Raw genomic sequence first — 22268 nt, 5'->3', positions numbered from 1 at the left:
GCTCTCTGCCCCCCCCCCCCCCGCGGGGGGGGGCCCCCCCAGCCCCCGCTCACACCCCCCTGTCCCCCGCCCCCCCCGGGGCCGGGGCCCCGGGGGTGTTTGCGTTAAACCCAAAACCCCCGGGACACCGCCCCCCACCAGGGCGGACCGTACCGGCCATGAGTGTGACCCAGGAGAAGTCCGTCCATGACCACGCCGCCGTCCGCACCGGCCAGCCGCCCGCCCCGCCGATCGGCACCGGCCGAAACGGCCCGTCCGCACTGCTGGCCCTGCTGACCGCCGCCGGCGGTCCCCGGTACGCCGCGACGCTCGCCGTGGACGCGGTGGGCGGCGGCATGCTGCGCCCGTTCCTTCTGCTGTACGGCGTCGGGGTGCTGCACCTGCACGCCGGGTCGGTCGGCCTGGCCCTGTCCGCCGGGATGGTCGTGGGTCTGCTGGTGGTGCCGCTGACCGGCCGTTGGATCGACAGCGGCGCCCGCACCCTGCCCGCCGCCGTCACCCTGGTGCTCCGGGCGGCGGGCGCGCTCACCCTCCTCACCGCGGACGGACTGCCGCTGTTCACCGCGGCGGCGGTGCTGTTCGGCATCGGCAGCCAGTCCTGGCCGACCAGCCACGCCGCGGTGGTGAGCACCCTGACCGAGGGCCGGCTGGGGGACGCCGTCCTCGCGGCCGCCAAGTCGGTGCGCAACGCCGGCCTGGGCGCGGGCGCGCTGCTGGCCACCGTCGCGGTGGCCGGCGGGACGGGCTGGATCCGTCTGCTGGCCGGGGCGACGGGCGTGGCCTGCCTGGTCGCCGCCGCCCTGGTCGGATCACTGCGGGTACGGGCGCCGCAGAGGGTCGCCGAGCAGGCGAAGTCCGCCGCCGGGGCGACGGGCGAGCCGCTGCGCCGGATCACCCTGCTGAGCCTCGCCAACCTGCCGTACGCGTTCTGCTTCGACGTGCTGGAGGTGGCGCTGCCCGCACTGCTGGTGCTGCACCTGCACACCTCCGCGGCCTGGTCCTCGGGCGTGTTCGTGGGCAACACGGTGCTGGTGATCGCGCTGCAACTGGCCGTCGTGCTCCGGCTGGCGAAGCGCTCGCGGCGGGCCGTACTGGCGGCCGCCGGGGCGGTACTGAGCCTCTCCTACCTGGGCTTCTGGGCCGCCGGCTCGCTGGGCGGCACCTCGGGGGCGGCGGGCGTCGGACCGATCCCCGTCGGCGGCCTGACGGGCATCGGCTTCGCCGTCCACCCGGAGACCGGGCACGACCTCGTGCTGACCGTCTCCCACAGCGGGCACGGCCTGTTCGACGCGGTGACGGGCGAGAAGCTGGAGCGCGACTACGACCCGGCGGAGGACCCGGACGGCCCGGACCTCTCCTGCCCCGGCCTCGGCCCGGTCGCCGACGTCCGGATCCCGGTGGCCGGCCTGTGGGGCGGCGGACTCCACAACGGCGCCGCCGGCGGCTGGCGCGTCGAGGTGATCTCCCCGGAGTGGCCGAACCACCGCGTCCTGCTCACCCCCGGCCCCTGGACCGGAGAGCACGGCCAGACCTGGCACCACGTCTTCCACGCCTCCTGGTCCGAGTTCCGCGCCGCCGGCTTCTCCCCCACCGGCCGCACCCTCGCGGTGGCCACCAGCAGTGACCTCACTCTCTGGACCCGGCAGTAACGCCCCCGGCAGGAAGGCCTTCCCACGCCGGTGGCCGGAGGAGCCGTTGTCGGCTCCTCCGGCCACGTGGTCAGTTCAGGCGCTCACGCGCGGGACGGTCCGTCAGACGCGCCCTCCGGGGAGTCCGGGCACGGGGGTGCGGCCGGCCGGGGTGCCCCACTGGTGGGACGGCGGGTCGCAGGGCTCCGGCGGGCACTTGCTGGCCTTGACCGTGACCTCCACGCACGGGCAGTCCTTGGTCAGTTCGACCGTGCTCACCGCGTCCTGCGGCAGGTCGTACCCGGCCGAGGCCGCGGTCTCCTGCCAGCAGTACGTCCCCAGCGGCAGCCCGTCGGCCGAACACACACCGGTCTCGGGTGTGACACACGGCGAACCGACCGCCGTGTCCGGGTTCGCACCCGTGGTCTGCAACCCGGGCCCACCGTTCGTCTCCCGCCACAGCTGGAAGACCCGGGGCCGGGGAGTCCGGATGCGGACCGCCTCCGGATGCGGACCGGGCCTCCACCGCCGATGCTGGCGACGAGGTATGCCCGGCCATAGGAAGGACTCCCAGCATGAGCGCTCTCGACTTCGAGATCGTCGACGCCCCCGACAGCTCCCTCAACAAGACCGCCGTCCTGGTCACCGGCCCGAACCACGCCCTGCTGGTGGACGCCGGGTTCACCCGCTCCGACGGGCGCCGGCTCGTCGAACGGGTGCGGGCCACCGGCAAGCGGCTGACCACCGTTTTCGTCAGCCACGGCGACCCGGACTTCTACTTCGGCGCCCAGGAGGTCCAGGACGCCTTCCCCCAGGCCCGCTTCCTGGCCACCGCCTCGACCGTGGAGCACATCCAGGAGACCTTCGAGGACAAGCTGCGCGCCTGGGCGCACCTGGGCCCCGAGCTGCCCACCCGGCTGGTGCGACCCGAGGTGCTACCCGGGGACGAACTCGTCTTCGAGGGCCACCGGTTCGAGCTGCGCGGCGCCGACTTCCACCTGCCCGACCGGCACTACCTGTGGCAGCACCACCACCGGGCGGTGCTCGGCGGGGTGCTGCTCTTCGAGGGCCTGCACGTGTGGACGGCCGACACCCCGACCGCCGCCCAACGGGCCGCCTGGATCGGCCTGTTGGACGGCATGGAGGCGCTCCGCCCGACCTGGGTGGCGGCCGGCCACCGGGTCGCCGACGCCCCCACCGACCTGAACGCCATCGACCACACCCGCGCCTACCTGCGCGCCTTCGAGACCGAACTGGGCCGCAACGCCGACGCGGCCGCCGCCAAGGAGGCGCTGGAGCGGCGCTTCCCCGAGCTGGGGCTGCGGATCGCGGTCGACATCGGCACCAAGGTCGCCAAGGGCGAGATGGCGTGGAGGTGAGCGCACGGTGATCGAGATCCCCAGGGACGTCGCCGGCTTCGCCGAGTCCCCCGCCCCCGCCGACGTGGTGCGCCGCCAGTACCTGGCCTCCGCCCGGGGCGACCTGACCGCGCTGCGCAGCACCCTCGCCGAGGACGTCGAGTGGACCGAGATGGCCGGCTCCCCGCTGGCCGGAACCTACCGCACCCCGAAGGGGGTGACCGCCAACGTCATGGAGCGGCTGGCCGCCGAGTGGGACCACTGGACGGCGCACGACGACACCTACGTGGTGGACGGCGAGAACGTGGTGGTGCTGGCCCGCTACACGGCCGTCCACAAGGGCACCGGGAAGCCGCTCGCGGTCCGGGTCGCCCACCACTTCACGGTGCGCGGCGGCCGGATCGTCCGTTTCGAGCAGTTCGTCGACACCGCGCTGCTCAGGGACGCGATGACCAGGTGAGTCCCGGATCCGCGCCGTTCACCCGAACGGGTCAGCGCGGCGCGGCGCGCCCGGCGCGGTCTCGACAGACCACCCGGACGGCGGCAGGCTGGCCCCGGATCTTCAACGGAGCGCAAGGAGTCGGGCATGGCGGGCAGCGAACGGCCGATCGTGATCGTCGGGGCGTCCCTGGGCGGCGCCAAGGCGGCCGAGGCACTGCGTGAGGCCGGGTACCGGGGCGGCATCGTCCTGATCGGCGAGGAGCACGAGCGCCCGTACGAGCGGCCGCCGCTGTCCAAGGGCTACCTGCTGGGCAAGGACGACCGGGAGAAGATCTACGTCCACCCGCCCCAGTGGTACGGCGAACACGACGTCACCCTGCGCCTCGGCACCGCGGTGGCCGCGATCGACCCGGCCGCCCGCACCGTGACCCTCGCCGACGACGGCGAGGTCGCCTACGGCAAGCTGCTGCTGACCACCGGATCGGTGCCGCGCCGGCTGCCGGTGCCCGGTGCGGACCAGGACGGCGTGCTCTACCTGCGCCGGGTCGAGGACAGCGACCGGATCAAGGCCGCGCTGCGCCCGGGCGCCCGGATCGCGGTGATCGGCGCCGGCTGGATCGGCCTGGAGGTGGCGGCCGCGGCCCGTACGGCGGGCGCCGAAGTCACCGTCCTGGAGGCGATGGAGCTGCCGCTGCTGCGCGTGCTCGGCCGGGAGGTCGCCCAGGTCTTCGCCGATCTGCACCGCGACCACGGCGTGGACCTGCGCTTCGGCGTCCAGGTGACCGGGCTGACCGGCGCCGGCGGCACGGTGAGCGGCGTCAAGCTGGGCGACGGCAGCGAGGTGGCGGCCGACGCGGTGGTGGTCGGCATCGGCATCTCCCCCGCCACCGCCCTGGCCGAGGCCGCCGGGCTGGAGGTCGACAACGGCATCAAGACCGACCAGCACCTGCGCACCTCGGCCCCGGACGTGTACGCGGCCGGCGACGTCGCCAACGCCTACCACCCGCTGTTCGGCAAGCACGTCCGGGTCGAGCACTGGGCCAACGCCCTCAACCAGCCGCAGACCGCCGCCCGCGCGATGCTCGGGCAGCCGGACGCGGTGTACGACCGGGTTCCGTACTTCTTCACCGACCAGTACGACCTCGGCATGGAGTACGTCGGCTACGTCGAGCCGGGCGGCTACGACCGGGTGGTGTTCCGCGGGGACCCGGCGACCCGCGAGTTCATCGCCTTCTGGCTCTCCGGCGGCCGGGTGCTCGCGGGCATGAACGTCAACGTCTGGGACGTCACCGACCCGATCCGCGAACTGGTGCGCTCCCAGCGGGCGGTGGACCCGAAGGCCCTGGCCGACCCGGACGTCCCGCTCGGGGAGGTCTGAGCCCTGGGGTCTGAGTCCCGGGGTCCGTCTCCCGACTCCCGTCGTCCGCCCGCTCACCTGCCCGACCGCAGCCCCGCCGGGGTGAGGCCGCTGTGCAGCCGCATGGTGCGGGTCAGGTGGCTCTGGTCGGCGAAGCCGCACAGCTGGGCGATGGCGGCGATCGGGGTGTCGGTGGTGAGCAGGGCGCGGCGGGCGCGCTCCAGGCGCAGCCGGACCAGGTACTGGTGCGGGGACTGGCCGGTGGAGGCGCGGAAGACGCGGGTGAAGTGGGAGGGGCTTGGCGGCGCCGATGAGGGCGACTGCGGCAAGGCGCTCGGGCTGTCGCCGACCAGCGGGCCGTACCCCGAATCCGGCTGCTTCGAACCGCCCTTCGCCCACTGACCGGTGGCCGTCCGGCGCCGACCCGGCACGCCCTCGGGCATGCCGGACGCGCCCTAACTCCGGGGCGCGCGCCGCATCGTCCACAGGGTCGGACCGTCGGCCGGCAGCCGGACCTCCTCCAGCACCTCGAAGCCGAAGTGCCGGTAGACGGCCAGGTTCTCGGCCTTCGAGGACTCCAGGTGCACGGGCAGGCCCGCCGCGTCCGCCCTGGTCAGCCCCGAGCGCAGCAGGGCGGCGCCCTGCCCACGGCCCTGGGCGACCGGGTCCGCGCCGATCACCGCCAGGTACCAGTGCGCCTCCTGCGGCGCGTTCGCGGCCGCCGCCTCGACGCACTGCCGGAACCAGTCCGCCCGGTCTCCGAGGAGCTCCGCCAGTTCCCGGATCGTGCCCTCGTCCGGTACGGCCTTCTCCTGCGCCTCCGGCGCCACCCAGAACGCGGCCGCGTGCTCGGTCCGCTCGCACAGCCCGTACGGCATGTACTGCCGGGTGAACAGCGTGGTGAAGTAACCGCCCAGCGCGGCGGGGCGCGTGGCGGCCTCCGGGAAGAACCAGCACATCATCGGATCGTCCTCGAAGGCCCGGGCCAGCAGCCGGGATATCGCCCCGACGTCCTCGCCCGTCGCCACCCTCGCCGCGTTCGTGGCCGTGTTCGAGGCCGCCGTCGTGTCCGCGTTCCTGTTCGTCATCCGCATACGGACATTCTGCGCGTCCTTATCCCCGCCGCCCGGGCGGGGCCGCCAACTCCTCTGCGGTGAGGCACCGCTGACGGCCGGGAAGCCCGCGGGGACCGCGGGTCGGGGGAGCCGACGTCCTCGGCCGCTCACGGGCATTCGGCCCACCGCACCGCCCTCCGGAGGTAACCCCCGGCCGCATCCGACGAGGCGCCGACCCGGAACGGTTATGCATGCGCCATGAAGACCACACTGACCGCCGTTCTCGGCGTCCCACTGATGACCGCCGCCGTCCTGGTCCTGAGCACCGGTCCGGCCGCCGCGGCGACCGGGAACCTGGCCATCGACGGCACGACCCACACGGATCCCTCCGGGTGCTACGCCCTGGACGAGAGCGCCAGCATCGTCGACAACCTGACGGACGAGACCGCCGAGATCCACTCCACCGCGGACTGCACCGGAGAGGTCCTCGAAGTCATCCCGGCCGGCGACGACAGCCGGGTCACCGAGGCACGGAGCCTCTTCATCCCCTGACCCTGCACGGACGTACACCCGGCACGGCGATCGCATGGTGCTACTGTTACTAGCACCATGTTGCTGAAGCTGGATCTTGGCGACGCCCGTCCCCTGCACGAGCAGGTGGCGGGCGCCGTCCGACGGGCAGTCGCGGAGGGCGAGTGTGCCCCCGGTGACAAGCTGCCGCCCGCCCGGGAGCTCTCCCGGGCCCTCGGGGTGAACACCAACACCGTGCTGCGCGGGCTGCGCGCCCTGCGCGACGAGGGGGTGCTGGAGTTCCGCCGGGGCCGTGGCATCACGGTCGCGGCGGACGCCGGAACCCGCGCCGAACTGGTGGACCGGATAAGGCAGTTGATCGCGGACGCGGCCAGGGCCGGCTACAGCAGGAACGATCTCGTGGATCTGATCAGGGGGATGTCGTGAGGGACGAAGAGCCTGCGGGAGAGCCCGCCCCGAACGGGCGGACCGGTCGGGGCGCGCTGTGGGGGGCGGCGATCTGGACACTGGGTGTGGCCGCGCTGCTGGTCGCGATGCCGATCAGCGCGCGCGACCGGCTGCCGGACCAGCTGGCGACCCACTGGAGCGGGAGCCACCCGGACGGTTCGATGCCGCTGACGACGGCGGCGCTGTTCCCGGCCGTCATCTGGCTGCTGGTCGCCATCGGACTCGCGGTCGCCCTCCGGTTCCACCCCGCCCGGGCCCGCGGCTCCGCCGGCCCCGTCCTGGCCGGAACCGGGGTGCTGCTGAGCGGGGCGCAGGCCTCCATCGTGCGCTCCAACCTGGACCGCGCCCGCTGGCAGGACGCCGCGCCGATGGGCATCGAGGTGGTCCTGATCGTCGTGGCGGCCGGTCTGGCGGGTGTCCTGGCCTGGCTGGCGACCCGACGGCCCGCGCCCACCACCGCCATGGTCACGGCGGCCGCCCCGCCCGGGGAGCCGGTGTTGGAGCTGAGGGCCGGTGAGCGGCTGGTCTGGCTCTCGCACGCCTCCAACCACTGGTTGCAGGCGCTCTCCTCCGTGCTGGGACTGCTCTCGGTGCCGGGGGTCATGCTCGCCGCGAGCGGGCGCACCGGATCCGTCGACTGGAGGGCGGTCACCTTCTTCGGCCTCGGCGCCGTGGTCGCCCTGCTCTGCTCCTCGGTGCGGGTCCGGATCACCGGGGCCGGCCTGCACGTCGGCTTCGGCCCGTTCGGCTGGCCCGCCCGGCGCCTCGCCCCCGCCGAGCTGGTCTCGGCCCGGGTCGAGCAGCTGACCGCCCGCCAGGCAGGTGGCTGGGGCTACCGCGTCCACCGCGGGGGCAGCGTCGTGTTCCTACGCCGGGGCGCCTGCCTGGTGGTCCGCACCAAGCGCGGGCGGGACTTCGCGGTCAGCGTCGACGACGCCGAGCGCGGCGCCGCCCTGCTCAACGCACTGATCGCCGGAACCGCCGGAACCGCCGACGCCGCGACGCGCTGAGTCCCGCCCGGCTCGTCACGGCCCGTCCCGGCCCGTCCCGGACCGGACCGCCACCCGTGAGTGGCCCTCCGGTGGCGGGCCGGTCCGTCTGCGGCGAGGCTGGTGCGCGGTCGGGTCGGCGGCCGTACCTCGGGCGGCGTGCGGGCGAGCAGCGGACGGACGGTGGTTCGGGTGGCCGACGGCAGCGGCGGTTTCCCCTCGCGCAGTGTGTGGCGCCGCCCCGAGCTGCGCTGGGTCGACGCCCTGGTCGCCGCCGCTCTGGTGGCCGGGCTGTACGGGCTGCTTCGGCTCGCCCCCTCGCTGGACGCGCCGTTCCTGCCCGGCCAGGCCCCCGCCACCGTCTCCACCGACCCGTCGAACCTCCCCTACTACGCGGTGCGTTCGCTGCTGCGGATGTTCGTCGCGCTGATCGCCTCGGTGGTGTTCACCTTCGTCTACGCGAGCGCCGCGGCCCGGATGCGGCGGGCGGAGAAGGTGCTGCTGCCGGTCCTGGACATCCTCCAGTCGGTGCCGATCCTGGGCTTCCTGTCGATCACCGTCACCGCCTTCATCAACCTCTTCCCCGGCTCCACGCTCGGCCTGGAATGCGCGTCGGTCTTCGCCATCTTCACCTCGATGGCCTGGAACATGACCTTCGCGTTCTACTACTCCCTGGTCAGCCAGCCGTGCGAACTGGACGAGGCGGCCCGGGTGATGCGGCTGACCAAGTGGCAGCGGTTCTGGCGCCTGGACGTGCCCGGCGGCATGATCCCGCTGGTCTGGAACGGGATGATGAGCTTCGGCGGGGCCTGGTTCTTCCTCGCCGCCTCCGAGTCGATCAGCGTGCTCAACCACCGCTACGCGCTGCCCGGCATCGGCTCCTACGCGGCCACCGCCATCGGCGACGGCGACCTCGGCCAGGTGGGCATCGCGATCGGCGTGATGGTCGTCATGGTGATCGGCGTCAACGTGCTGTTCTGGCGGCCGATGACCGCCTGGTCCGAGCGGTTCCGGGTGGAGGAGTCGGAGTCCGCCGACCGGCCGCGCAGCGTCGTCCTCGACCTGCTGCGCCGCTCCAGCCTGCCGGAGCTGGCCGCCCGGCCGCTGCGGCCGCTCGGGCCGGCACTGGACCGCGGCATGCGGGTGTTCGGCCTGGCCGAGCACCCGCTCGCCCGCCCCGCCACCCGCGAGCGCACCGGGGACGTGTTCTTCGCCGGGGCCGTGGCCGTCGTGGTGGTCTTCGGCGCCTGGAAGGCCTTCGCCTACGTCCATGCCACCGTCGGCCTGGGCGAGTTCGGTCACGCCTTCGCCCTCGGAGCCGCCACCTTCGGGCGGGTGCTGGCGCTGCTGGTGGCGGCGACAGCGGTGTGGGTGCCGGTCGGGGTGTGGATCGGGATGAACCCCGGGGTCACCCGGTTCGCCCAGCCGGTGGTGCAGGTGCTGGCCAGCTTCCCGGCGAACTTCCTGTTCCCCTTCGCCACCGCCGCGTTCGTCGCACTCGGGATCTCGCTGAACCTCGGCTCGGTGCTGCTGATGGCGCTCGGCGCGCAGTGGTACATCCTGTTCAACGTCATCGCCGGGGCCTCCGCCATCCCCAGTGACCTGCGCGAGGCGATGACCGGCTTCCAGGTCAGGGGCCGGCTGCGCTGGCGCGCGTTCATCCTCCCGGCGGTGTTCCCGTACTACGTCACCGGCGGCATCACCGCGGCCGGCGGCGCCTGGAACGCCTCGATCGTCGCCGAGGTGGTGGACTACGGCTCGCACCACCTCACCGCCACCGGGCTCGGCTCGTACATCGCCGACGCCACCGGCACCGGGACGTTCCCGAAGATCCTGGTCGGGGTCATCGTGATGAGCTTCTACGTGGTCGCGCTCAACCGCCTGCTGTGGCGCCGGCTCTACCGGCTCTCCGAGACCCGCTACGCCCTGTGAGGAGCACCGTGACCGCCGCCGCCACCCGCACCACGATCGTCGATGCCTCCGACGTCACCAAGACCTTCACCACGCCGGACGGGCGGGCCCTGCCGGTGCTCGACGACATCAGCCTGCACCTGGCCGAGGGGGAGATCGTCGCCCTGCTCGGCAAGTCCGGCTCCGGCAAGTCCACCCTGCTGCGCTGCCTGGCGGGGCTGATCTCGCCCTCCTCCGGGACGGTCACCTACCGCGGCACCCCGCTGCGGGCCGCGAACCCCGGGGTGGCGATGGTGTTCCAGTCCTTCGCACTGCTGCCCTGGCTGACCGTCCAGCAGAACGTCGAACTCAGCCTCCAGGCCCGCGGGGTGGACGAGGAGGAGCGGCGCGAGCGCGCCCTGCGGGCGATCGACCTGATCGGCCTGGACGGCTTCGAGGGCGCCTACCCCAAGGAGCTGTCCGGCGGGATGCGCCAGCGGGTCGGCTTCGCCCGGGCGCTGGTGGTCGAGCCGGACGCGCTGTTCATGGACGAGCCGTTCTCCGCCCTGGACGTGCTGACCGCCGAGAACCTGCGCAACGAGCTGGTCGGCCTCTGGGAGGGGCACGAGGCCCCGGTCAAGTCGATCCTGATCGTCACCCACAACATCGAGGAGGCGGTGCTGCTGGCCGACCGGATCCTGGTGCTGTCCTCCAACCCCGGTCGGATCCGCTCCGAACTGACCGTCGACCTCCCCCGCCCGCGCGACCGCCGCACCCCCCAGTTCGAGGCCCTGGTCGACACCGTCTACGGCATCCTCACCGGCCGCGAGGAGCAGCCCCCCGCCGAACCCGCCGCCCGCCAGGCCGCCACCCCGATCACCACCCCGCTGCCGCCCGCCACCGTCGGCGGACTGGCCGGCCTGCTGGAGATCCTGCTCGCCATGGGCGGCGAGGAGGGGCTCGCCGAGATCGCCGACGAACTGAACTTCGAGGTCGACGACCTGCTCCCGCTGGTCGACGCCGCCGTCCTGCTGGACCTCGCCCGCACCACCCACGGCCGCTTCGCGATCACCCCGGCCGGCCGCGAGTTCGCCGCCGCCGACATCCTCACCAGCAAGCAGCTGTTCGCCCGCAACGCCGCCCGCCACGCCCCGCTGGTGCGCGCCGTCGTCCAGGCCCTGGCCACCGCCGCGGACCACAAGCTGCGCGAGGACCTCTTCCTGGACCTGCTGCGCGCCGGCTTCGACACCGAGGACGCCCGGCGGCAGCTGGAGACCGCCATCGACTGGGGCCGCTACGGGGAGCTGTACGACTACGACGCGGACGACGCCGAATTCGTGCTGGACCCGGGCGCCGAGGCGATGCTGTGGGGGGCCGATCAGTCCTGCCAGTAGTAGGGTCCTGCCCGCCGAGCTCGACGAGGTGGCAGGTGCCGTCGCCGGTTCCGTTGGACTCACGGGCTCTTCGGGTGCCGAACCGCCCGATGAGGTGGTGGGGCGATCTCCCCGTGTGGGTACACCAGTTGACGGCCAACCATCGCGCGGACCAGCGAGGAGGCGTCCGTGAGCGACGACCGGAGTGTCCAGAGAGCAATCGATTCACCACAGACCGTCCAGGACGAGCGAACGGTCGGTTTCCTGCGCCTCGGCGTCGGGGCGATCGGCGTGCTGCTGCCGCCGGCCCTGCCGTTGGGCGCCTGGCTGGCGGACGAGGTCACGGGGCGCTCGACGGACGGGTTCTGGCCCGCGTCGATGAGCGCCGCGTACTACACGGGGGCGCGCAACGTCTTCGTCGGGGCGCTGTGCGCGCTCGGGGTGTTCCTGATCTGCTACCGGTTCGACCGGCGGGACGACCGGTGGAGCACAGCGGCCGGGCTGTTCGCGCTGGGGGTGGCGCTGTGCCCGACGGCGCCGCGGGATCCGACCGGGCTCCAGCGCACGGTCGGGGCGTTCCACCTGGTCTTCGCCGCCATGCTGTTCGTGATGCTGGCGCTGTTCTGCCTGTACTCCTTCCGCGCTCCACGCTCCACGCAGCCGGCCCGGGTCGGTGCGGCGTACCTGGCGGCGGGGGTGCTGATCGTGGTCGCGCTGCTGGCGGCGGCGGTCGCGGGGCTGTCCGGGTTCGGGGAGGGCTGGACGGTCCGGCCGATGTACCTGTGCGAGTGGGTGGCGACCTGGGCGTTCGGTGCGGCCTGGATCGGTGCGGCGGTGGAGCTGGCGGCCGGGCGCGGCGGGCGGGCCGGGTCCGGAACGCTCCCCCGCCAGGCGGTGGGGCTGGAGGTCCGGGGTCCGGAGGCGCAGGCGCCCCAGACCTGAGCATTCGTCATCTCGTCGCACTGGCGAACCGTTACCATGCGCACCGAGGCCGACCGTCTTGCGGCCGGTGACCGATGCCCAGTAGCCACGGGGAGCGCGAGCGTGACGAACGAGGAACACCCGTCGGTCGACCTGCGGATGGACGTGCCCCACTCCGCCCGGGTCTACGACTACCTCATCGGCGGCAAGACCAACTTCGAGGCGGACCGGGCCGCCGCACACGCCTCGGTGAAGGCCTGGCCGGCGCTGCCGATCTCGATGCGCACCACCCGTGACTTCATGCAGCGCTCGGTGCGCCACCTCACCGAGCAGTACGGGGTCCGCCAGTTCCTGGACATCGGCACCGGCATCCCCACGTCCCCCAACGTGCACGAGATCGCCCAGTCGATCGCCCCCGAGGCCCGGGTCGCGTACGTGGACAACGACCCGATCGTGCTGACCCACGCCCGGGCCCTGATGTCCAGCACGCCCCAGGGCCGCACCTGTTACGTGGACGCCGACTTCCGCGACCCGGAGTCGATCATGGGCAACGCCCGGCTGCGCGAGGTGCTCGACCTCTCGCGGCCGGTCGCGCTGTCGCTGATCGCCATCGTGCACTTCGTGCTGGACGAGGACGACCCCCAGGGCATCGTGCGCCGCTTCATGGACGCCCTGGCGCCCGGCAGCTTCCTCGCCCTCACCGTCTTCACCGGTGACACCGACCCGGTCGGGGTGGGCGGCGTCGGGCGGGAGTACAACGCCCGCGGCATCCCGCTGCAGATCCGCGACAAGGCCGGGACCGAGGCCTTCTTCGACGGCTGCGAACTGCTCGACCCGGGCGTCACCCTGGTCCACCACTGGCGTCCGGACGCCGACGCCCCGGCGGTCCGCGACCGGGACATCGCGATGTACGCGGGCGTGGCCGTCAAGCGCTAGGGTCCGCGGGCCTGGTCAGCCGGGGACGGAGACCAGGCCCGTCTCGTAGGCCAGGATGACCAGTTGGACCCGGTCGCGGGCGTCCAGCTTGGCGAGCAGCCGGGTCATGTAGGTCTTCACGGTGGCGACGCTGAGGACCAGCTCGGCGGCGATCTCGGTGTTCGACAGGCCCCGGCCGACCAGGGTGAGGATCTCCCGCTCCCGGTCGGTGATCGCGTCCAGCCGGCGCGACACCGGTTCCGGAACCGGTCGGGGCCGCTGCCCGGCGAACGCCCCGATCAGCCGCCGGGTGACGCTCGGCGCGATCAGCGCCTCCCCCGCGGCGACCACCCGCACCGCGGCGAGGATGTCGTCCAGTGCCATGTCCTTGACCAGGAAGCCGGACGCCCCGGCGCGCAGCGCCGCGTACACGTGCTCGTCCTCGTCGAAGGTGGTGAGCACCACCACCCTGGTCGGCCCGCCGGCGGCGGTCACCTGCCGGGTGGCCTCGATGCCGTCGGTGCCGGGCATCCGGATGTCCATCACCACGACGTCCGGCCGCAGTTCGGCGGCCAAGCGGACGGCCTGGGCGCCGTCACCCGCCTCGCCGACCACCTCGACGTCCGCCGTCTCGGTGATCACCATCTCCAGGGCAGCCCGGACCAGCGGCTGGTCGTCGGCCAGGACCACGCGGATCATGCGGTCATCTCCTCGGGGATCGGCAGCCGGGCGGCGACCCGGAACCCGCCGTCCGGGCGCGGGCCGGCCTCGAACTCGCCGTGCAGCAGGGCGACCCGCTCGCGCAGTCCGGCCAGGCCGAAGCCGGCGCCGGCCGCGGTGCCGTGGCCCCGGCCGCGGTCGGTGACCTCCACGCGCAGCTCCCGCTCCGTGCGGCCGACGGTCACCAGGCAGTCCCGGACCTGCGCGTGCCGCACCACGTTGGTGACGGACTCCTGGATGATCCGGAACGCCGAGAGGTCGATCTCCGGTGGCAGCGGCCCCGGTTCGCCCGCGCGCCGCACCTCGACCCGCACGCCCGCCGCGGTGGTGGTCTCGGCCAGCCGGTCGAGGTCGGCCAGGCCGTGCGGGACGGTGTCCGAAGCCTCGCCGTCGGCCTGTCGCAGCGCAACCAGCATCCGGCGCAGCGCGGCCAGGGTCTCCCGACCGGCGGCCTCGATCTCGCCCAGCGCCTGCTTGGCCCGCTCGGGCCGACGGTCGATCACCCGGCGGGCGGCGCCGGCCTGGAGGGCGACGATGCCGACGCTGTGCGCGACGGTGTCGTGCATCTCCCGGGCGATCCGCAGCCGTTCGGCGGTGACCGCCTCGGCGGCGGCCCGTCTGCCGAGCGCCTCGGCGTGCTCCCGGTTCTGCCGCAGCGAGCGCCCGGCCAGCCAGGCGACCAGGGCGAGCAGCGCGGCCCCGTCGGCCGAGCCGATGCGGGTGCCGGTGAAGATGCCGACGGTGTTGCCGGGGACCAGGCCGATGTGCAGCACCAGGAAGGTCATGACCAGCGTGAAGGCGGCGCGCGAACTGCGGCGCGTCCCCCGGGCGGTGATCACGAAGAGCGCGACGTCCACGGCGAGCAGCGCGGTGGGAGGCACCTGGACCTTCGCGGCCCAGCCGTCGGTCTCGGTCCAGGTGGCGATCAGCAGCACGGCGACCGAGAGCACCGGCACCCGGCGCACCAGCGCGGCTCCGGCGAAGGCCACTGCCGTGTCGGCCAGCGTGAAGGGCAGGCCGCCGTGCGCGGCGGCGCCGCCGTACTGCCGCCATCCGGTGTCGCGGAGCGCCAGGGCGGGATAGGCGACGGCCACGCACCAGGCGAGGGCGACCCAGGCCTCGGGCGGGACTCGCCGGATGAGCGGGGGCGTCGGTGTCGCGGGCATGGTTCAAGATCGTAACGATGGGGGTGGGCGTCGTCATCCAACCGTGGTTGTACGACCGGGGCCGGCCCGCGGTGTCGACACCGGTCCGATGCGGCGGCAGGGGCTTCCCCGGCACCGTGGTGCCCGTGATCGAAGTCATCGAACTGACCAAGCGCTACGGCCGCCGACCGGCCGTCGACCGGTTGACCTTCACCGTTCGCCCCGGCCACGTCACCGGCTTCCTGGGCCCCAACGGTGCGGGCAAGTCCACCACCCTGCGGCTGATCCTCGGCCTCAACGACCCCACCTCCGGCACCGCCACCGTCGACGGCCGGGCCTTCCGCGGGCTGCCGCGCGGCCTGCGGGAGGTCGGGGCGCTGCTCGACGCGGGCGACGTCCACGGCGGACGCACCGGCGCGGCCCACCTGCGGGCCCTGGCCCGCAGCAACGCCATCCCGCCCGGCCGGGTGGAGGAGGTGCTGGCCGAGGTCGGACTCACCGAAGCCGCCGGGCGGCGGATCGGCGGCTACTCGCTGGGCATGAAGCAGCGCCTCGGCATCGCCGGAGCCCTGCTCGGCGACCCGCCCGTGCTGCTCTTCGACGAACCGCTGAACGGACTCGACCCGGAGGGCGTGCTCTGGGTGCGCGGGCTGTTCCGCCGACTCGCCGCGGAGGGCCGGACGGTCTTCGTCTCCAGCCACATGATGGCCGAGATGGAGCACACCGCCGACCGGCTGGTGGTGATCGGCCGCGGCCGGCTGATCGCCGACGAGAGCCTCGGCGAGTTCGCCGCCCGCGCCGGCCGGGCAGCCGTCACCGTCCGCGCCGCCGAACCCGAGCGGCTGACCGCCGTGCTGCGCTCCGCCGGTGCCACCGTCCGGCCCGGGCCCGACGGCAGCCTCGACGTGACCGGCGTGGACGCCGGACGGGTCGGCGAACTCGCGCTGGAGCAGCGCCTGTTGCTGTACGCCCTGACCGAGCGCGGCGCCTCCCTGGAGGAGGCCTTCATGGAACTGACCGCCGACAGCGTCGAATACCTCGCCGGAGAGCCCCGATGAGCACCGTGACCGCCCTGCCCCGGATCCGCCCCCGCGCCCGCTTCGGCGACCTCCTGGCCGCCGAGTGGCTGAAGTTCTGGTCGCTGCGCTCGATCCCCTGGGTGCTCGGCCTCGCCACGCTGGTCGCCGTCTTCGCGAACCTCAAGTCCGCCCAGTACACCCACGACCACTACGCGCCCGGCGACGGCGATCCGGTGGTGATGGCGCAGGTGGCGCTGGACGACTCCTTCGACATCGTCTCCGCCGACACCCTGATGCTGGTCGGCGGCGGCCTCGGCGCGATCGTCATCGCGGGCGAGTACGCGACCGGTCTGATCCGCACCACCCTGGCCGCCGTCCCCGACCGCCGCGCGGCGCTGCTCGCCAAGGCGGGCGTGCTGACGGCGGTGCTGCTCGGCTTCGGGACGGTCACCGCGGGCGTCTCCTTCGGCCTCACCCAGGCGATCCTGGCCGACCGGGGCATCGGGCAGTCCCTCACCGACCCGACGGCCGTGCGGTACGTCGCGGCGGCCGCGCTGTTCGCCCCGGTGTGCGGGCTGGTCGGGCTCTGCCTCGGCACCCTGATCCGGCACAGCGCGGGCGCGGTGGTGGGCACCGTGGTGGTGCTGTTCTTCCTGCCGTCCCTGGTCACCGAGCGCTACCGCTGGACCGCGGACCTGCTGCACTCCCTGCCCTTCCCCGCCTGGCAGCGCCTGGCCCGGATCACCCTGGTGGGCATGCGGCCCAGCGACTACCCGGCCACGGTCGCGGGCGCCTGGATCACGTACGCGGTGTGGGCGCTCGCCTCGGTGGCCATCGCGACGGTGGTGATCCAGCGCCGCGACCACTGAGGGTCAGAACGCCGCGATGCCGTCCGGCGCGCGCTCCGCCCGGCTGAGCGCGCGCAACACGCTCACCTGGCCGTGCCGCCGCACGGCCAGCCGGGTCAGCAGGCCGATCACCGACTCGGCCGTCTCCGGCGGGAGTTCGGGGGTCGGGACCCCGACGCTGACCGCGAGGTCGTCCGCGTGGACGGCGAGCTCCATCGTCCGGGTGGTCAGCAGGTCGTCCAGCGTGAGCGACCAGGACCCCCAGAACGGCAGCCGGACCGGCCGGGCGCCATCCTCACTTTCGAGGGCGGCCGAGAGCCCGGTGACCGTCTCGGCCACCCGGCCGCTCAGCGCCGCCGCCCCGGGTGCCGCGACGAGTTCGCTGCCCTGCCGGATCCGCACGTTGATCCCGGCATCGACCCCGGCCCAGACCCACCGCGACCGGTGGTAGTGCTCCAGCAGGCCCACCGTCTCCTCAGCAGGCTCCGGGGCGGCCAGCACCTCCGGCACGCACAGCACCTGGTACGCCAGGTGCCCGGCCAGGCCTCCCACGCTCCACTCCGCCAAGGCACTCGGCCGCGCCCAGGCCCCGGCCACCTCCGCCCGGCGCAGCAGCGCCTCCGCCGCGCGGGCCGCCGCCAGGAAATCCGTTCGGGCACCCGTCATGCCGCACCTCCTACCCCCCAGCCGCCCCGACTCACCACGTGTCACGGCACCTGGGACCGTCCTGCGTTCTCCCGCCGGTTCGCCCACTCGTCGGCCACGGCCACCAGCAGGGCCGCGAGCACCAGCCCCGAGGCGACCGCGTCGCCCAGCTGGAAGGCGAGCGCCCAGTCGGGGTCACGTCCGGCGGCGTGGGCGAAGAAGACCGAGCCGACGACGGCGATGCCCACCGCCGAGCCGACCCGCTGGGCGGTCTGGAGGACGCCTCCGGCGCTGCCGGCGCGGGCGAGCGGGACGTGCTGGAGGGTGAGCGTCTGGTTCGGGGCGATCACCAGGCCGCTGCCCACCCCGGCGACCAGCAGGGGGCCGAGCGTCGTCCAGCCCACCGAGGGCCCGGACCACAGCTGGACCGCCAGGGCGGAGCCCAGCAGGCCGAGCAGCACCAGCAGCAGCCCGAGCACCACCAGCCGCCGTCCGAGCCGGCTGACCAGCCGCCCGCCCACGGCGGCGGCCACACCGGATCCGACCGCGAAGGGGGTGATCGCCAGGCCCGCGATCAGCGCCGAGTAGTGCAGGCCGGCCTGGAGGTAGAGCGTGAAGATGAAGAAGATCGCGGTGAACCCGGCGAAGTACACCAGCGACAGCAGCACCCCCGCCGCGTACGGCCGCACCTCGAACAGCGCCATGCTGACCAGCGGTTCGTGCCGCCCGGCGTAGTGCAGCTCCCAGCCGACGAAGGCGGTCAGCAGCACGGCCGCCAGCGCCAGCAGCAGCCAGCGGGCCGGGCTGTGCCACTGCTGCTGCTGGACGAAGGGCAGCAGCAGGGCGACGGTACCGGCGCCGAGCAGCAGCACCCCGACAGGGTCGAAGTCGCGCTGCCCGGCCCGTTCGGCGGCCGGGCGGGGCGGCGGGAGCAGCCGGTAGGCGATCGGCAGGGCGACGACGCCGATCGGCAGGTTGACGAGGAACACCCAGCGCCAGCCGTCCTGCGGGCCGAACAGGTGGATCAGCAGGCCGCCGAGCAGCGGTCCGACGGCGGTGGACAGTCCGATGGTGGCGCCGAGCGCGCCGAAGGCCCGGCCGCGTTCGGCACCCTGGAACAGGGTCTGGATGAAGCCGGAGACCTGGGGCACCAGTACGCCGCCCGCCGCGCCCTGGAACAGCCGGGCGAGCACCAGCCACTCCTGGGTCTGGGCCGCCCCGGCCAGCGCGCTGGCGGCGGTGAACAGGGCGAGTCCGGCGAGGAAGACGGCCCGTCGGCTGCGGGCGTCGCCGAGCCGGCCGGAGGGGACGAGCACCAGGCCGAAGGCGAGCGCGTAGCCGCTGAGGACCCACTGCAGGCCGCTGTCCGACATGTGCAGCCCGGCGCGGACGGTGGGCAGGGCGACGTTCACGATGCTGACGTCCAGCAGGGTCATGAATCCGGCGACCAGGCACACCGTCAGCGCCCCCCAGCGCCGCGTCCCGGCCCGGCCGCCGACGGCGGTGGCACCGGACGGCTGCGGTTTCTCCGCGTCGCGGGAGGGTTGGGAGGTCATGGGGCCTCTTCCCGGGGTCCGGGCACTGGTCCCGACTGGTCCTGGCTCTGCTCCGGCTCATCCTCGCCCGGCCCACAGCGCTCCGCCACCCGGGTCGGCCGCCGCGCGCGGCCCGTCCGCGTCCGGGGCCGAACTGCCCGGCAGCCGTCCACCGGATGACCACCGAGGGCTACCTCACCCGCGACGGCGACCGCCTCGGCCACACCGAGGCCGGCACCCGCGAGGTCCGGGCCCTCGGCCGCGCCTGGTCCGGCTGGCTCAACGCCCGCCTGGACGCCGACGCCATCGCTGGCGCCTGATGATCGAGGACACCGCCGAGGGCCTCCCGGCCGGCGCCCGCTCGAAGGAGGCCGCCCGCTCGTAGGCCCGCTACAGGCGAGTGGTGTCGAGGTCGAGGATCCTCAACGGGTCAGCAGGGCCCGGACCGCCGCCGTGATCTCGTCGGGCGCCTCCTCGGCCATGAAGTGCCCCGCCCTGGTCAGCCGGTGGTCCAGGTCCGGTGCCCACGCCCGCCAGATCCCGGCGGCGTCGTAGCCCAGCTGGGCGCCCCAGTCCTGCTGGACCACCGTCACGGGCATCGCCAGCTGCGACCCGGCGTCGAGGTCCGCCTGGTCGTGCCGGACGTCGATGCCCGCCGAGGCCCGGTAGTCCGCGACGATCGACGTCACCGCGGCGGCGCTCGCCCGCAGGTACTCGGTCCGCACCTCCGGCGGGACGGCGGCCGGGTCGTTCGCCCAGGCATCGAGGAAGGAGCCGAAGAAGGCGTCCGCGCTGTTGGCGATCATCGTCTCCGGCAGGCCCGGCGGCTGCGCCATCAGGTACAGGTGGTAACCGACCGCCGCCGACACGCCGTGCAGGACGTTCCACATGTCGAGCGTCGGCACGACGTCGAGGATGCCCAGGTGGCTGACGGTCCCGGGGTGGTCCAGCCCGGCCCGGAAGGCGACCAGGGCGCCCCGGTCGTGGCCGACCAGGGCGAAGCACTCGTGGCCGAGCGCCGCCGCCAGGGCCACCACGTCGGCGGCCATGGTGCGCTTGGCGTACACCTCGGGGCCGGTCTGCGCCGGCTTGTCGCTGGCGCCGTAGCCGCGCAGGTCGGGGCAGATCACCGTGTGCTCGTCGGCGAGCCGCTCGGCGACGTGCCGCCACATCAGGTGCGTCTGGGGGAAGCCGTGCAGCAGCACGACCGGGCTGCCGCTGCCGCCGACGGCGGCGGCCAGCTCCACCCCGTCCGCACCGGGCAGGCGGAGGTGGTCGAAGCCGGGAATGGTGAGCGCCATGGAAGGCCGTCCTCTCGGGTCTGGGACTGGACGTCGGGAACCGGGCACCGGGTGCCGGGAACCAGCCGGACCATGGTGGGCGAGCCCGATCAGCAACCGATCAGTGCGTTCGGGCGCGGCCCGCCCCCGGCACCGAGGATGGGGGCATGCGAATCGACGTGCTCGGCGCCGTACGGGCCCTCCGTGAAGACGGCACCCCGGTGGACCTGGGCGGCCCCCGCCACCGCGAGGTGCTCGCCCGGCTGGTCGCCGCCGAGGGCCGGATGGTCACCACCGACACCCTCGTCGACGACCTGTGGACCGATCCGCCGGTGCGCGCCGTGGGCGCCCTGCGCACCTTCGTCGCCGCGCTGCGCCGCGCCCTCGAACCCGACCGGCCGCCCCGCGACCCGCCGCGCGTCATCGTCACCGAAGGCCCCGGCTACGCGCTGCGCCTGCCCCGCGAGGACGTGGACGTCCACCGGTTCCAGGACACCCTGGCCCGCGCCCGGCGCGACCCCGGCGCGGTGAGAGAACTCGGCGCGGCGCTCGCCACCTGGCGCGGGCCCGCCTACGCCGACGTGCCCGACTCCGCCTGGGCGCAGCGCGAGCGCGCCCGCCTGGAGGAGCTGCGGCTGGAGGGGGTGGAACTGCGCGCCCGGATCCTGCTCGACTCCGGGGAGGGCGCCGGGCTCGTCGCCGAGCTGGGCGCCCATGTCGCCGAACACCCGTGGCGCGAGCCGGCCTGGGCGCTGCTCGCCCGCGCGCTGCACCGCGCGGGCCGCCAGGCCGACGCGCTGGCCGCCCTCCGCCGCGCCCGCGCGATGCTCGTCGATCAGCTCGGGCTCGACCCCGGCTCCGAACTCCGGCGTCTGGAGACGGAGATCCTCAACGGCTCCGCGCCCGTCGGGGCCACCCGCACCGCCTGGACCGGCCCCGGTGTCCGGCTCGGCCCGCGCACCACCGTGGAACTGGCCCGCACCCTCGCCCTCGCGGGCGGCGACGCCCTCGTCCACTCCCGGCGCGACCGCCTCGCCGCGATCCGGGCCGCGGAACGCACCGGCGACCTCCTGCTGACCGCCCGGATCATCGGCGCCTACGACGTGCCCGCCCTCTGGAGCCGCGCCGACGACCCCGAACAGTCCCGGGCCGTCGTCGCGGCCGCCGAGCGCGCGCTCGCCGCACTCGGCCCCGACTGCCCCGACGACCTGGCCGTACGCCTCCTGGCCACGATCGCCGTCGAGAGCCGCAGCGCCGACCTCTCCGGGCCCGAGCTGCTGCGCGCCGACCGGGCGGCCCGGCGGGCCGAGGCACTGGCCCGGGGCCTGGCCGACCCCGCCCTGCTGGCCTTCGCCCTCAACGGGGTGTTCCTGCAGTCCTTCGGCCGCCCCGGGCTGGCCGCGGTCCGGGACGGGACCGGTGCCGAGCTCCTCGACCTGGCAACCCGGCACGGGCTGGCGAACTTCGCCGTGCTCGGCCGGCTCGTCCGCCTCCAGTCCGCCTCGGCCCTCGGCGACCTGGACGCCGCGACCGCCCACGCCGAGGCGGCCGACGAGCTCGCCGCCACCACCGAGGCGCCGCTCGTCCCCGTCCTCACCGGGTGGTTCCGGGCCCGGGCGACGGCGGCCCGCAGCACCGAACCGGGTGGGCCGACCGCCGCGACGGCCGCGGCTGAGTACCGCACCGCCGATGAGGCCCTCCGGACGGCCGGGATGCCGGGGCTGCACCGCGGCCTGTTCCCGCTCGCCCTCCTGGGGCTGCGCCTGCTGCACGACCGGCCGGCGCCCACCGACCCGCGGCTCGACTGGGGACCGTACCGGCCCTGGGTGCGGCCCCTGGTACTGCTCGCCGAGGACCGGGCCGACGAGGCCCGGAGCGCGCTCGCCGCGGCTCCGGAACCGCCGCACGACCACCTCCAGGAGGCCCTGTGGTGCCTGACCGCCCGCGCGGCCGTCCGCCTCGGCGTGCGCGCCACTGCCGCCCGGGCCGCGACCGCGCTGCACGGCGCCGCCACGGAGGACGCCGGCGGCGCCAGCGGGCTGCTGACCCTGGGCCCGGTGGCGCGGTACCTCGCGGAGGCGCAGGCCTGCGCCGGCGGTGCGGATGCGGGCCCTGGCCCGGGTCGGCGCCGCACCTGAGCCCGCCCGCCGCCTCGCACCGACCCGCGCCAC

General features: G+C 74.5%; 23 protein-coding genes. 15 read left to right on the top strand and 8 right to left on the bottom strand.

Annotated features, from left to right (window positions below; translation table 11 throughout):
• Positions 1–158: 158 nt before the first annotated feature.
• Entirely contained in the window at positions 159–1649 is a 1491-nt protein-coding gene (locus ACH4J0_RS30775; RefSeq protein ID WP_396243985.1) for an MFS transporter, read from the top strand.
• A 102-nt stretch (positions 1650–1751) separates the two neighbouring features.
• On the opposite strand, the gene ACH4J0_RS30770 is transcribed toward ACH4J0_RS30775, so the two are convergent.
• Complete coding sequence (locus ACH4J0_RS30770) at positions 1752–2060, bottom strand: prealbumin-like fold domain-containing protein (protein WP_396243984.1); 309 nt, start codon at positions 2058–2060, stop codon at positions 1752–1754.
• A gap of 143 nt (positions 2061–2203) precedes the next feature.
• Here ACH4J0_RS30770 and ACH4J0_RS30765 point away from each other — a divergent pair, with 143 nt between their 5' ends.
• The 3 genes from ACH4J0_RS30765 (at position 2204) to ACH4J0_RS30755 (ending at position 4805) form a co-directional block, all read left to right on the top strand.
• Positions 2204–3007, top strand: a complete 804-nt coding sequence (locus tag ACH4J0_RS30765; protein WP_396243982.1) for an MBL fold metallo-hydrolase — start codon at positions 2204–2206, stop codon at positions 3005–3007.
• A 7-nt stretch (positions 3008–3014) separates the two neighbouring features.
• Complete coding sequence (locus tag ACH4J0_RS30760; RefSeq protein ID WP_396243981.1) at positions 3015–3446, top strand: nuclear transport factor 2 family protein; 432 nt, start codon at positions 3015–3017, stop codon at positions 3444–3446.
• A 126-nt stretch (positions 3447–3572) separates the two neighbouring features.
• Positions 3573–4805, top strand: coding sequence for an NAD(P)/FAD-dependent oxidoreductase (locus ACH4J0_RS30755; RefSeq protein ID WP_396243979.1), 1233 nt, complete (start codon positions 3573–3575; stop codon positions 4803–4805).
• Positions 4806–4858: 53 nt separating this feature from the next.
• On the opposite strand, the gene ACH4J0_RS30750 is transcribed toward ACH4J0_RS30755, so the two are convergent.
• Both ACH4J0_RS30750 and ACH4J0_RS30745 read right to left on the bottom strand, forming a co-directional pair.
• Positions 4859–5227: a helix-turn-helix domain-containing protein gene (locus tag ACH4J0_RS30750; protein WP_396243978.1), complete on the bottom strand. Its 369-nt coding sequence runs from the start codon at positions 5225–5227 to the stop codon at positions 4859–4861.
• 12 nt (positions 5228–5239) lie between these two features.
• Positions 5240–5872, bottom strand: coding sequence for a GNAT family N-acetyltransferase (locus ACH4J0_RS30745; protein WP_396243976.1), 633 nt, complete (start codon positions 5870–5872; stop codon positions 5240–5242).
• A gap of 225 nt (positions 5873–6097) precedes the next feature.
• On the opposite strand from ACH4J0_RS30745, the gene ACH4J0_RS30740 reads away from it, so the two are divergent.
• From ACH4J0_RS30740 to ACH4J0_RS30710, 7 genes are all read left to right on the top strand, one after another.
• Positions 6098–6391 (top strand): hypothetical protein, encoded by a 294-nt coding sequence (locus ACH4J0_RS30740; RefSeq protein ID WP_396243974.1) that lies wholly within the window; start codon positions 6098–6100, stop codon positions 6389–6391.
• Positions 6392–6448: 57 nt separating this feature from the next.
• Complete coding sequence (locus ACH4J0_RS30735) at positions 6449–6796, top strand: GntR family transcriptional regulator (RefSeq protein ID WP_396243972.1); 348 nt, start codon at positions 6449–6451, stop codon at positions 6794–6796.
• On the top strand, positions 6793–7827 hold the full coding sequence (locus ACH4J0_RS30730) for a DUF1648 domain-containing protein (protein ID WP_396243970.1): 1035 nt from the start codon (positions 6793–6795) through the stop codon (positions 7825–7827). Before ACH4J0_RS30735 ends, ACH4J0_RS30730 begins: the two co-directional genes overlap by 4 nt.
• Before the next feature lie 171 nt (positions 7828–7998).
• Positions 7999–9738: an ABC transporter permease gene (locus ACH4J0_RS30725; RefSeq protein ID WP_396243969.1), complete on the top strand. Its 1740-nt coding sequence runs from the start codon at positions 7999–8001 to the stop codon at positions 9736–9738.
• A gap of 8 nt (positions 9739–9746) precedes the next feature.
• On the top strand, positions 9747–11090 hold the full coding sequence (locus ACH4J0_RS30720; RefSeq protein WP_396243968.1) for a nitrate/sulfonate/bicarbonate ABC transporter ATP-binding protein: 1344 nt from the start codon (positions 9747–9749) through the stop codon (positions 11088–11090).
• Between the two features lie 168 nt (positions 11091–11258).
• Positions 11259–12011, top strand: a complete 753-nt coding sequence (locus ACH4J0_RS30715) for a hypothetical protein (RefSeq protein WP_396243966.1) — start codon at positions 11259–11261, stop codon at positions 12009–12011.
• 102 nt (positions 12012–12113) lie between these two features.
• Positions 12114–12926: an SAM-dependent methyltransferase gene (locus ACH4J0_RS30710; RefSeq protein WP_396243964.1), complete on the top strand. Its 813-nt coding sequence runs from the start codon at positions 12114–12116 to the stop codon at positions 12924–12926.
• Positions 12927–12941: 15 nt separating this feature from the next.
• On the opposite strand, the gene ACH4J0_RS30705 is transcribed toward ACH4J0_RS30710, so the two are convergent.
• Together ACH4J0_RS30705 and ACH4J0_RS30700 are read right to left on the bottom strand one after the other, a co-directional pair.
• Positions 12942–13604 carry a response regulator gene (locus ACH4J0_RS30705; protein ID WP_396243963.1) on the bottom strand — a complete coding sequence of 221 codons (663 nt, stop codon included), beginning with the start codon at positions 13602–13604 and terminating at the stop codon, positions 12942–12944.
• Positions 13601–14791 carry a sensor histidine kinase gene (locus ACH4J0_RS30700; protein ID WP_396243961.1) on the bottom strand — a complete coding sequence of 397 codons (1191 nt, stop codon included), beginning with the start codon at positions 14789–14791 and terminating at the stop codon, positions 13601–13603. Before ACH4J0_RS30700 ends, ACH4J0_RS30705 begins: the two co-directional genes overlap by 4 nt.
• Before the next feature lie 125 nt (positions 14792–14916).
• Here ACH4J0_RS30700 and ACH4J0_RS30695 point away from each other — a divergent pair, with 125 nt between their 5' ends.
• Positions 14917–15828: an ABC transporter ATP-binding protein gene (locus ACH4J0_RS30695; protein WP_396243960.1), complete on the top strand. Its 912-nt coding sequence runs from the start codon at positions 14917–14919 to the stop codon at positions 15826–15828.
• A complete protein-coding gene (locus ACH4J0_RS30690; RefSeq protein ID WP_396243958.1) occupies positions 15825–16658 on the top strand; it encodes an ABC transporter permease in 834 nt (277 codons plus the stop codon). The genes ACH4J0_RS30695 and ACH4J0_RS30690 overlap by 4 nt, the downstream gene beginning before the upstream one ends.
• A 3-nt stretch (positions 16659–16661) precedes the next feature.
• Here the strand turns inward: ACH4J0_RS30690 and ACH4J0_RS30685 are convergent, their stop codons facing one another.
• Together ACH4J0_RS30685 and ACH4J0_RS30680 are read right to left on the bottom strand one after the other, a co-directional pair.
• Positions 16662–17303: a maleylpyruvate isomerase N-terminal domain-containing protein gene (locus tag ACH4J0_RS30685; protein ID WP_396243956.1), complete on the bottom strand. Its 642-nt coding sequence runs from the start codon at positions 17301–17303 to the stop codon at positions 16662–16664.
• 41 nt (positions 17304–17344) lie between these two features.
• On the bottom strand, positions 17345–18838 hold the full coding sequence (locus ACH4J0_RS30680; RefSeq protein WP_396243954.1) for an MFS transporter: 1494 nt from the start codon (positions 18836–18838) through the stop codon (positions 17345–17347).
• 155 nt (positions 18839–18993) lie between these two features.
• Here ACH4J0_RS30680 and ACH4J0_RS30675 point away from each other — a divergent pair, with 155 nt between their 5' ends.
• The gene (locus ACH4J0_RS30675; RefSeq protein WP_396243952.1) at positions 18994–19137 is read left to right on the top strand and encodes a hypothetical protein; all 144 of its coding nucleotides are present in this window, start codon (positions 18994–18996) and stop codon (positions 19135–19137) included.
• Positions 19138–19239: 102 nt separating this feature from the next.
• Here ACH4J0_RS30675 and ACH4J0_RS30670 read toward each other — a convergent pair whose 3' ends face one another.
• Positions 19240–20118: an alpha/beta fold hydrolase gene (locus ACH4J0_RS30670; RefSeq protein ID WP_396243950.1), complete on the bottom strand. Its 879-nt coding sequence runs from the start codon at positions 20116–20118 to the stop codon at positions 19240–19242.
• A 146-nt stretch (positions 20119–20264) separates the two neighbouring features.
• On the opposite strand from ACH4J0_RS30670, the gene ACH4J0_RS30665 reads away from it, so the two are divergent.
• On the top strand, positions 20265–22235 hold the full coding sequence (locus ACH4J0_RS30665; RefSeq protein ID WP_396243948.1) for a BTAD domain-containing putative transcriptional regulator: 1971 nt from the start codon (positions 20265–20267) through the stop codon (positions 22233–22235).
• Positions 22236–22268: the final 33 nt, after the last annotated feature.

Origin of the sequence: Kitasatospora sp. NPDC017646, from assembly GCF_044329365.1 — a bacterium.
Classification (GTDB): Bacteria; Actinomycetota; Actinomycetes; order Streptomycetales; family Streptomycetaceae; genus Kitasatospora.
Note: the sequence above shows the minus strand (reverse complement) of the source record. Positions and strands in the feature narration are given on the sequence as shown.

Bases quoted from the DNA above. Each gene is read 5' to 3' on its own strand.
- ACH4J0_RS30670 (WP_396243950.1), bottom strand. From the start codon at position 20,118: ATGGCGCTCACCATTCCCGGCTTCGACCACCTCCGCCTGCCCGGTGCG.
- ACH4J0_RS30700 (WP_396243961.1), bottom strand. From the start codon at position 14,791: ATGCCCGCGACACCGACGCCCCCGCTCATCCGGCGAGTCCCGCCCGAG.
- ACH4J0_RS30680 (WP_396243954.1), bottom strand. From the start codon at position 18,838: ATGACCTCCCAACCCTCCCGCGACGCGGAGAAACCGCAGCCGTCCGGT.
- ACH4J0_RS30665 (WP_396243948.1), top strand. From the start codon at position 20,265: ATGCGAATCGACGTGCTCGGCGCCGTACGGGCCCTCCGTGAAGACGGC.
- ACH4J0_RS30675 (WP_396243952.1), top strand. From the start codon at position 18,994: ATGACCACCGAGGGCTACCTCACCCGCGACGGCGACCGCCTCGGCCAC.
- ACH4J0_RS30765 (WP_396243982.1), top strand. From the start codon at position 2,204: ATGAGCGCTCTCGACTTCGAGATCGTCGACGCCCCCGACAGCTCCCTC.
- ACH4J0_RS30750 (WP_396243978.1), bottom strand. From the start codon at position 5,227: ATGCCCGAGGGCGTGCCGGGTCGGCGCCGGACGGCCACCGGTCAGTGG.
- ACH4J0_RS30690 (WP_396243958.1), top strand. From the start codon at position 15,825: ATGAGCACCGTGACCGCCCTGCCCCGGATCCGCCCCCGCGCCCGCTTC.
- ACH4J0_RS30775 (WP_396243985.1), top strand. From the start codon at position 159: ATGAGTGTGACCCAGGAGAAGTCCGTCCATGACCACGCCGCCGTCCGC.
- ACH4J0_RS30705 (WP_396243963.1), bottom strand. From the start codon at position 13,604: ATGATCCGCGTGGTCCTGGCCGACGACCAGCCGCTGGTCCGGGCTGCC.
- ACH4J0_RS30735 (WP_396243972.1), top strand. From the start codon at position 6,449: ATGTTGCTGAAGCTGGATCTTGGCGACGCCCGTCCCCTGCACGAGCAG.
- ACH4J0_RS30685 (WP_396243956.1), bottom strand. From the start codon at position 17,303: ATGACGGGTGCCCGAACGGATTTCCTGGCGGCGGCCCGCGCGGCGGAG.
- ACH4J0_RS30740 (WP_396243974.1), top strand. From the start codon at position 6,098: ATGAAGACCACACTGACCGCCGTTCTCGGCGTCCCACTGATGACCGCC.
- ACH4J0_RS30745 (WP_396243976.1), bottom strand. From the start codon at position 5,872: ATGACGAACAGGAACGCGGACACGACGGCGGCCTCGAACACGGCCACG.
- ACH4J0_RS30755 (WP_396243979.1), top strand. From the start codon at position 3,573: ATGGCGGGCAGCGAACGGCCGATCGTGATCGTCGGGGCGTCCCTGGGC.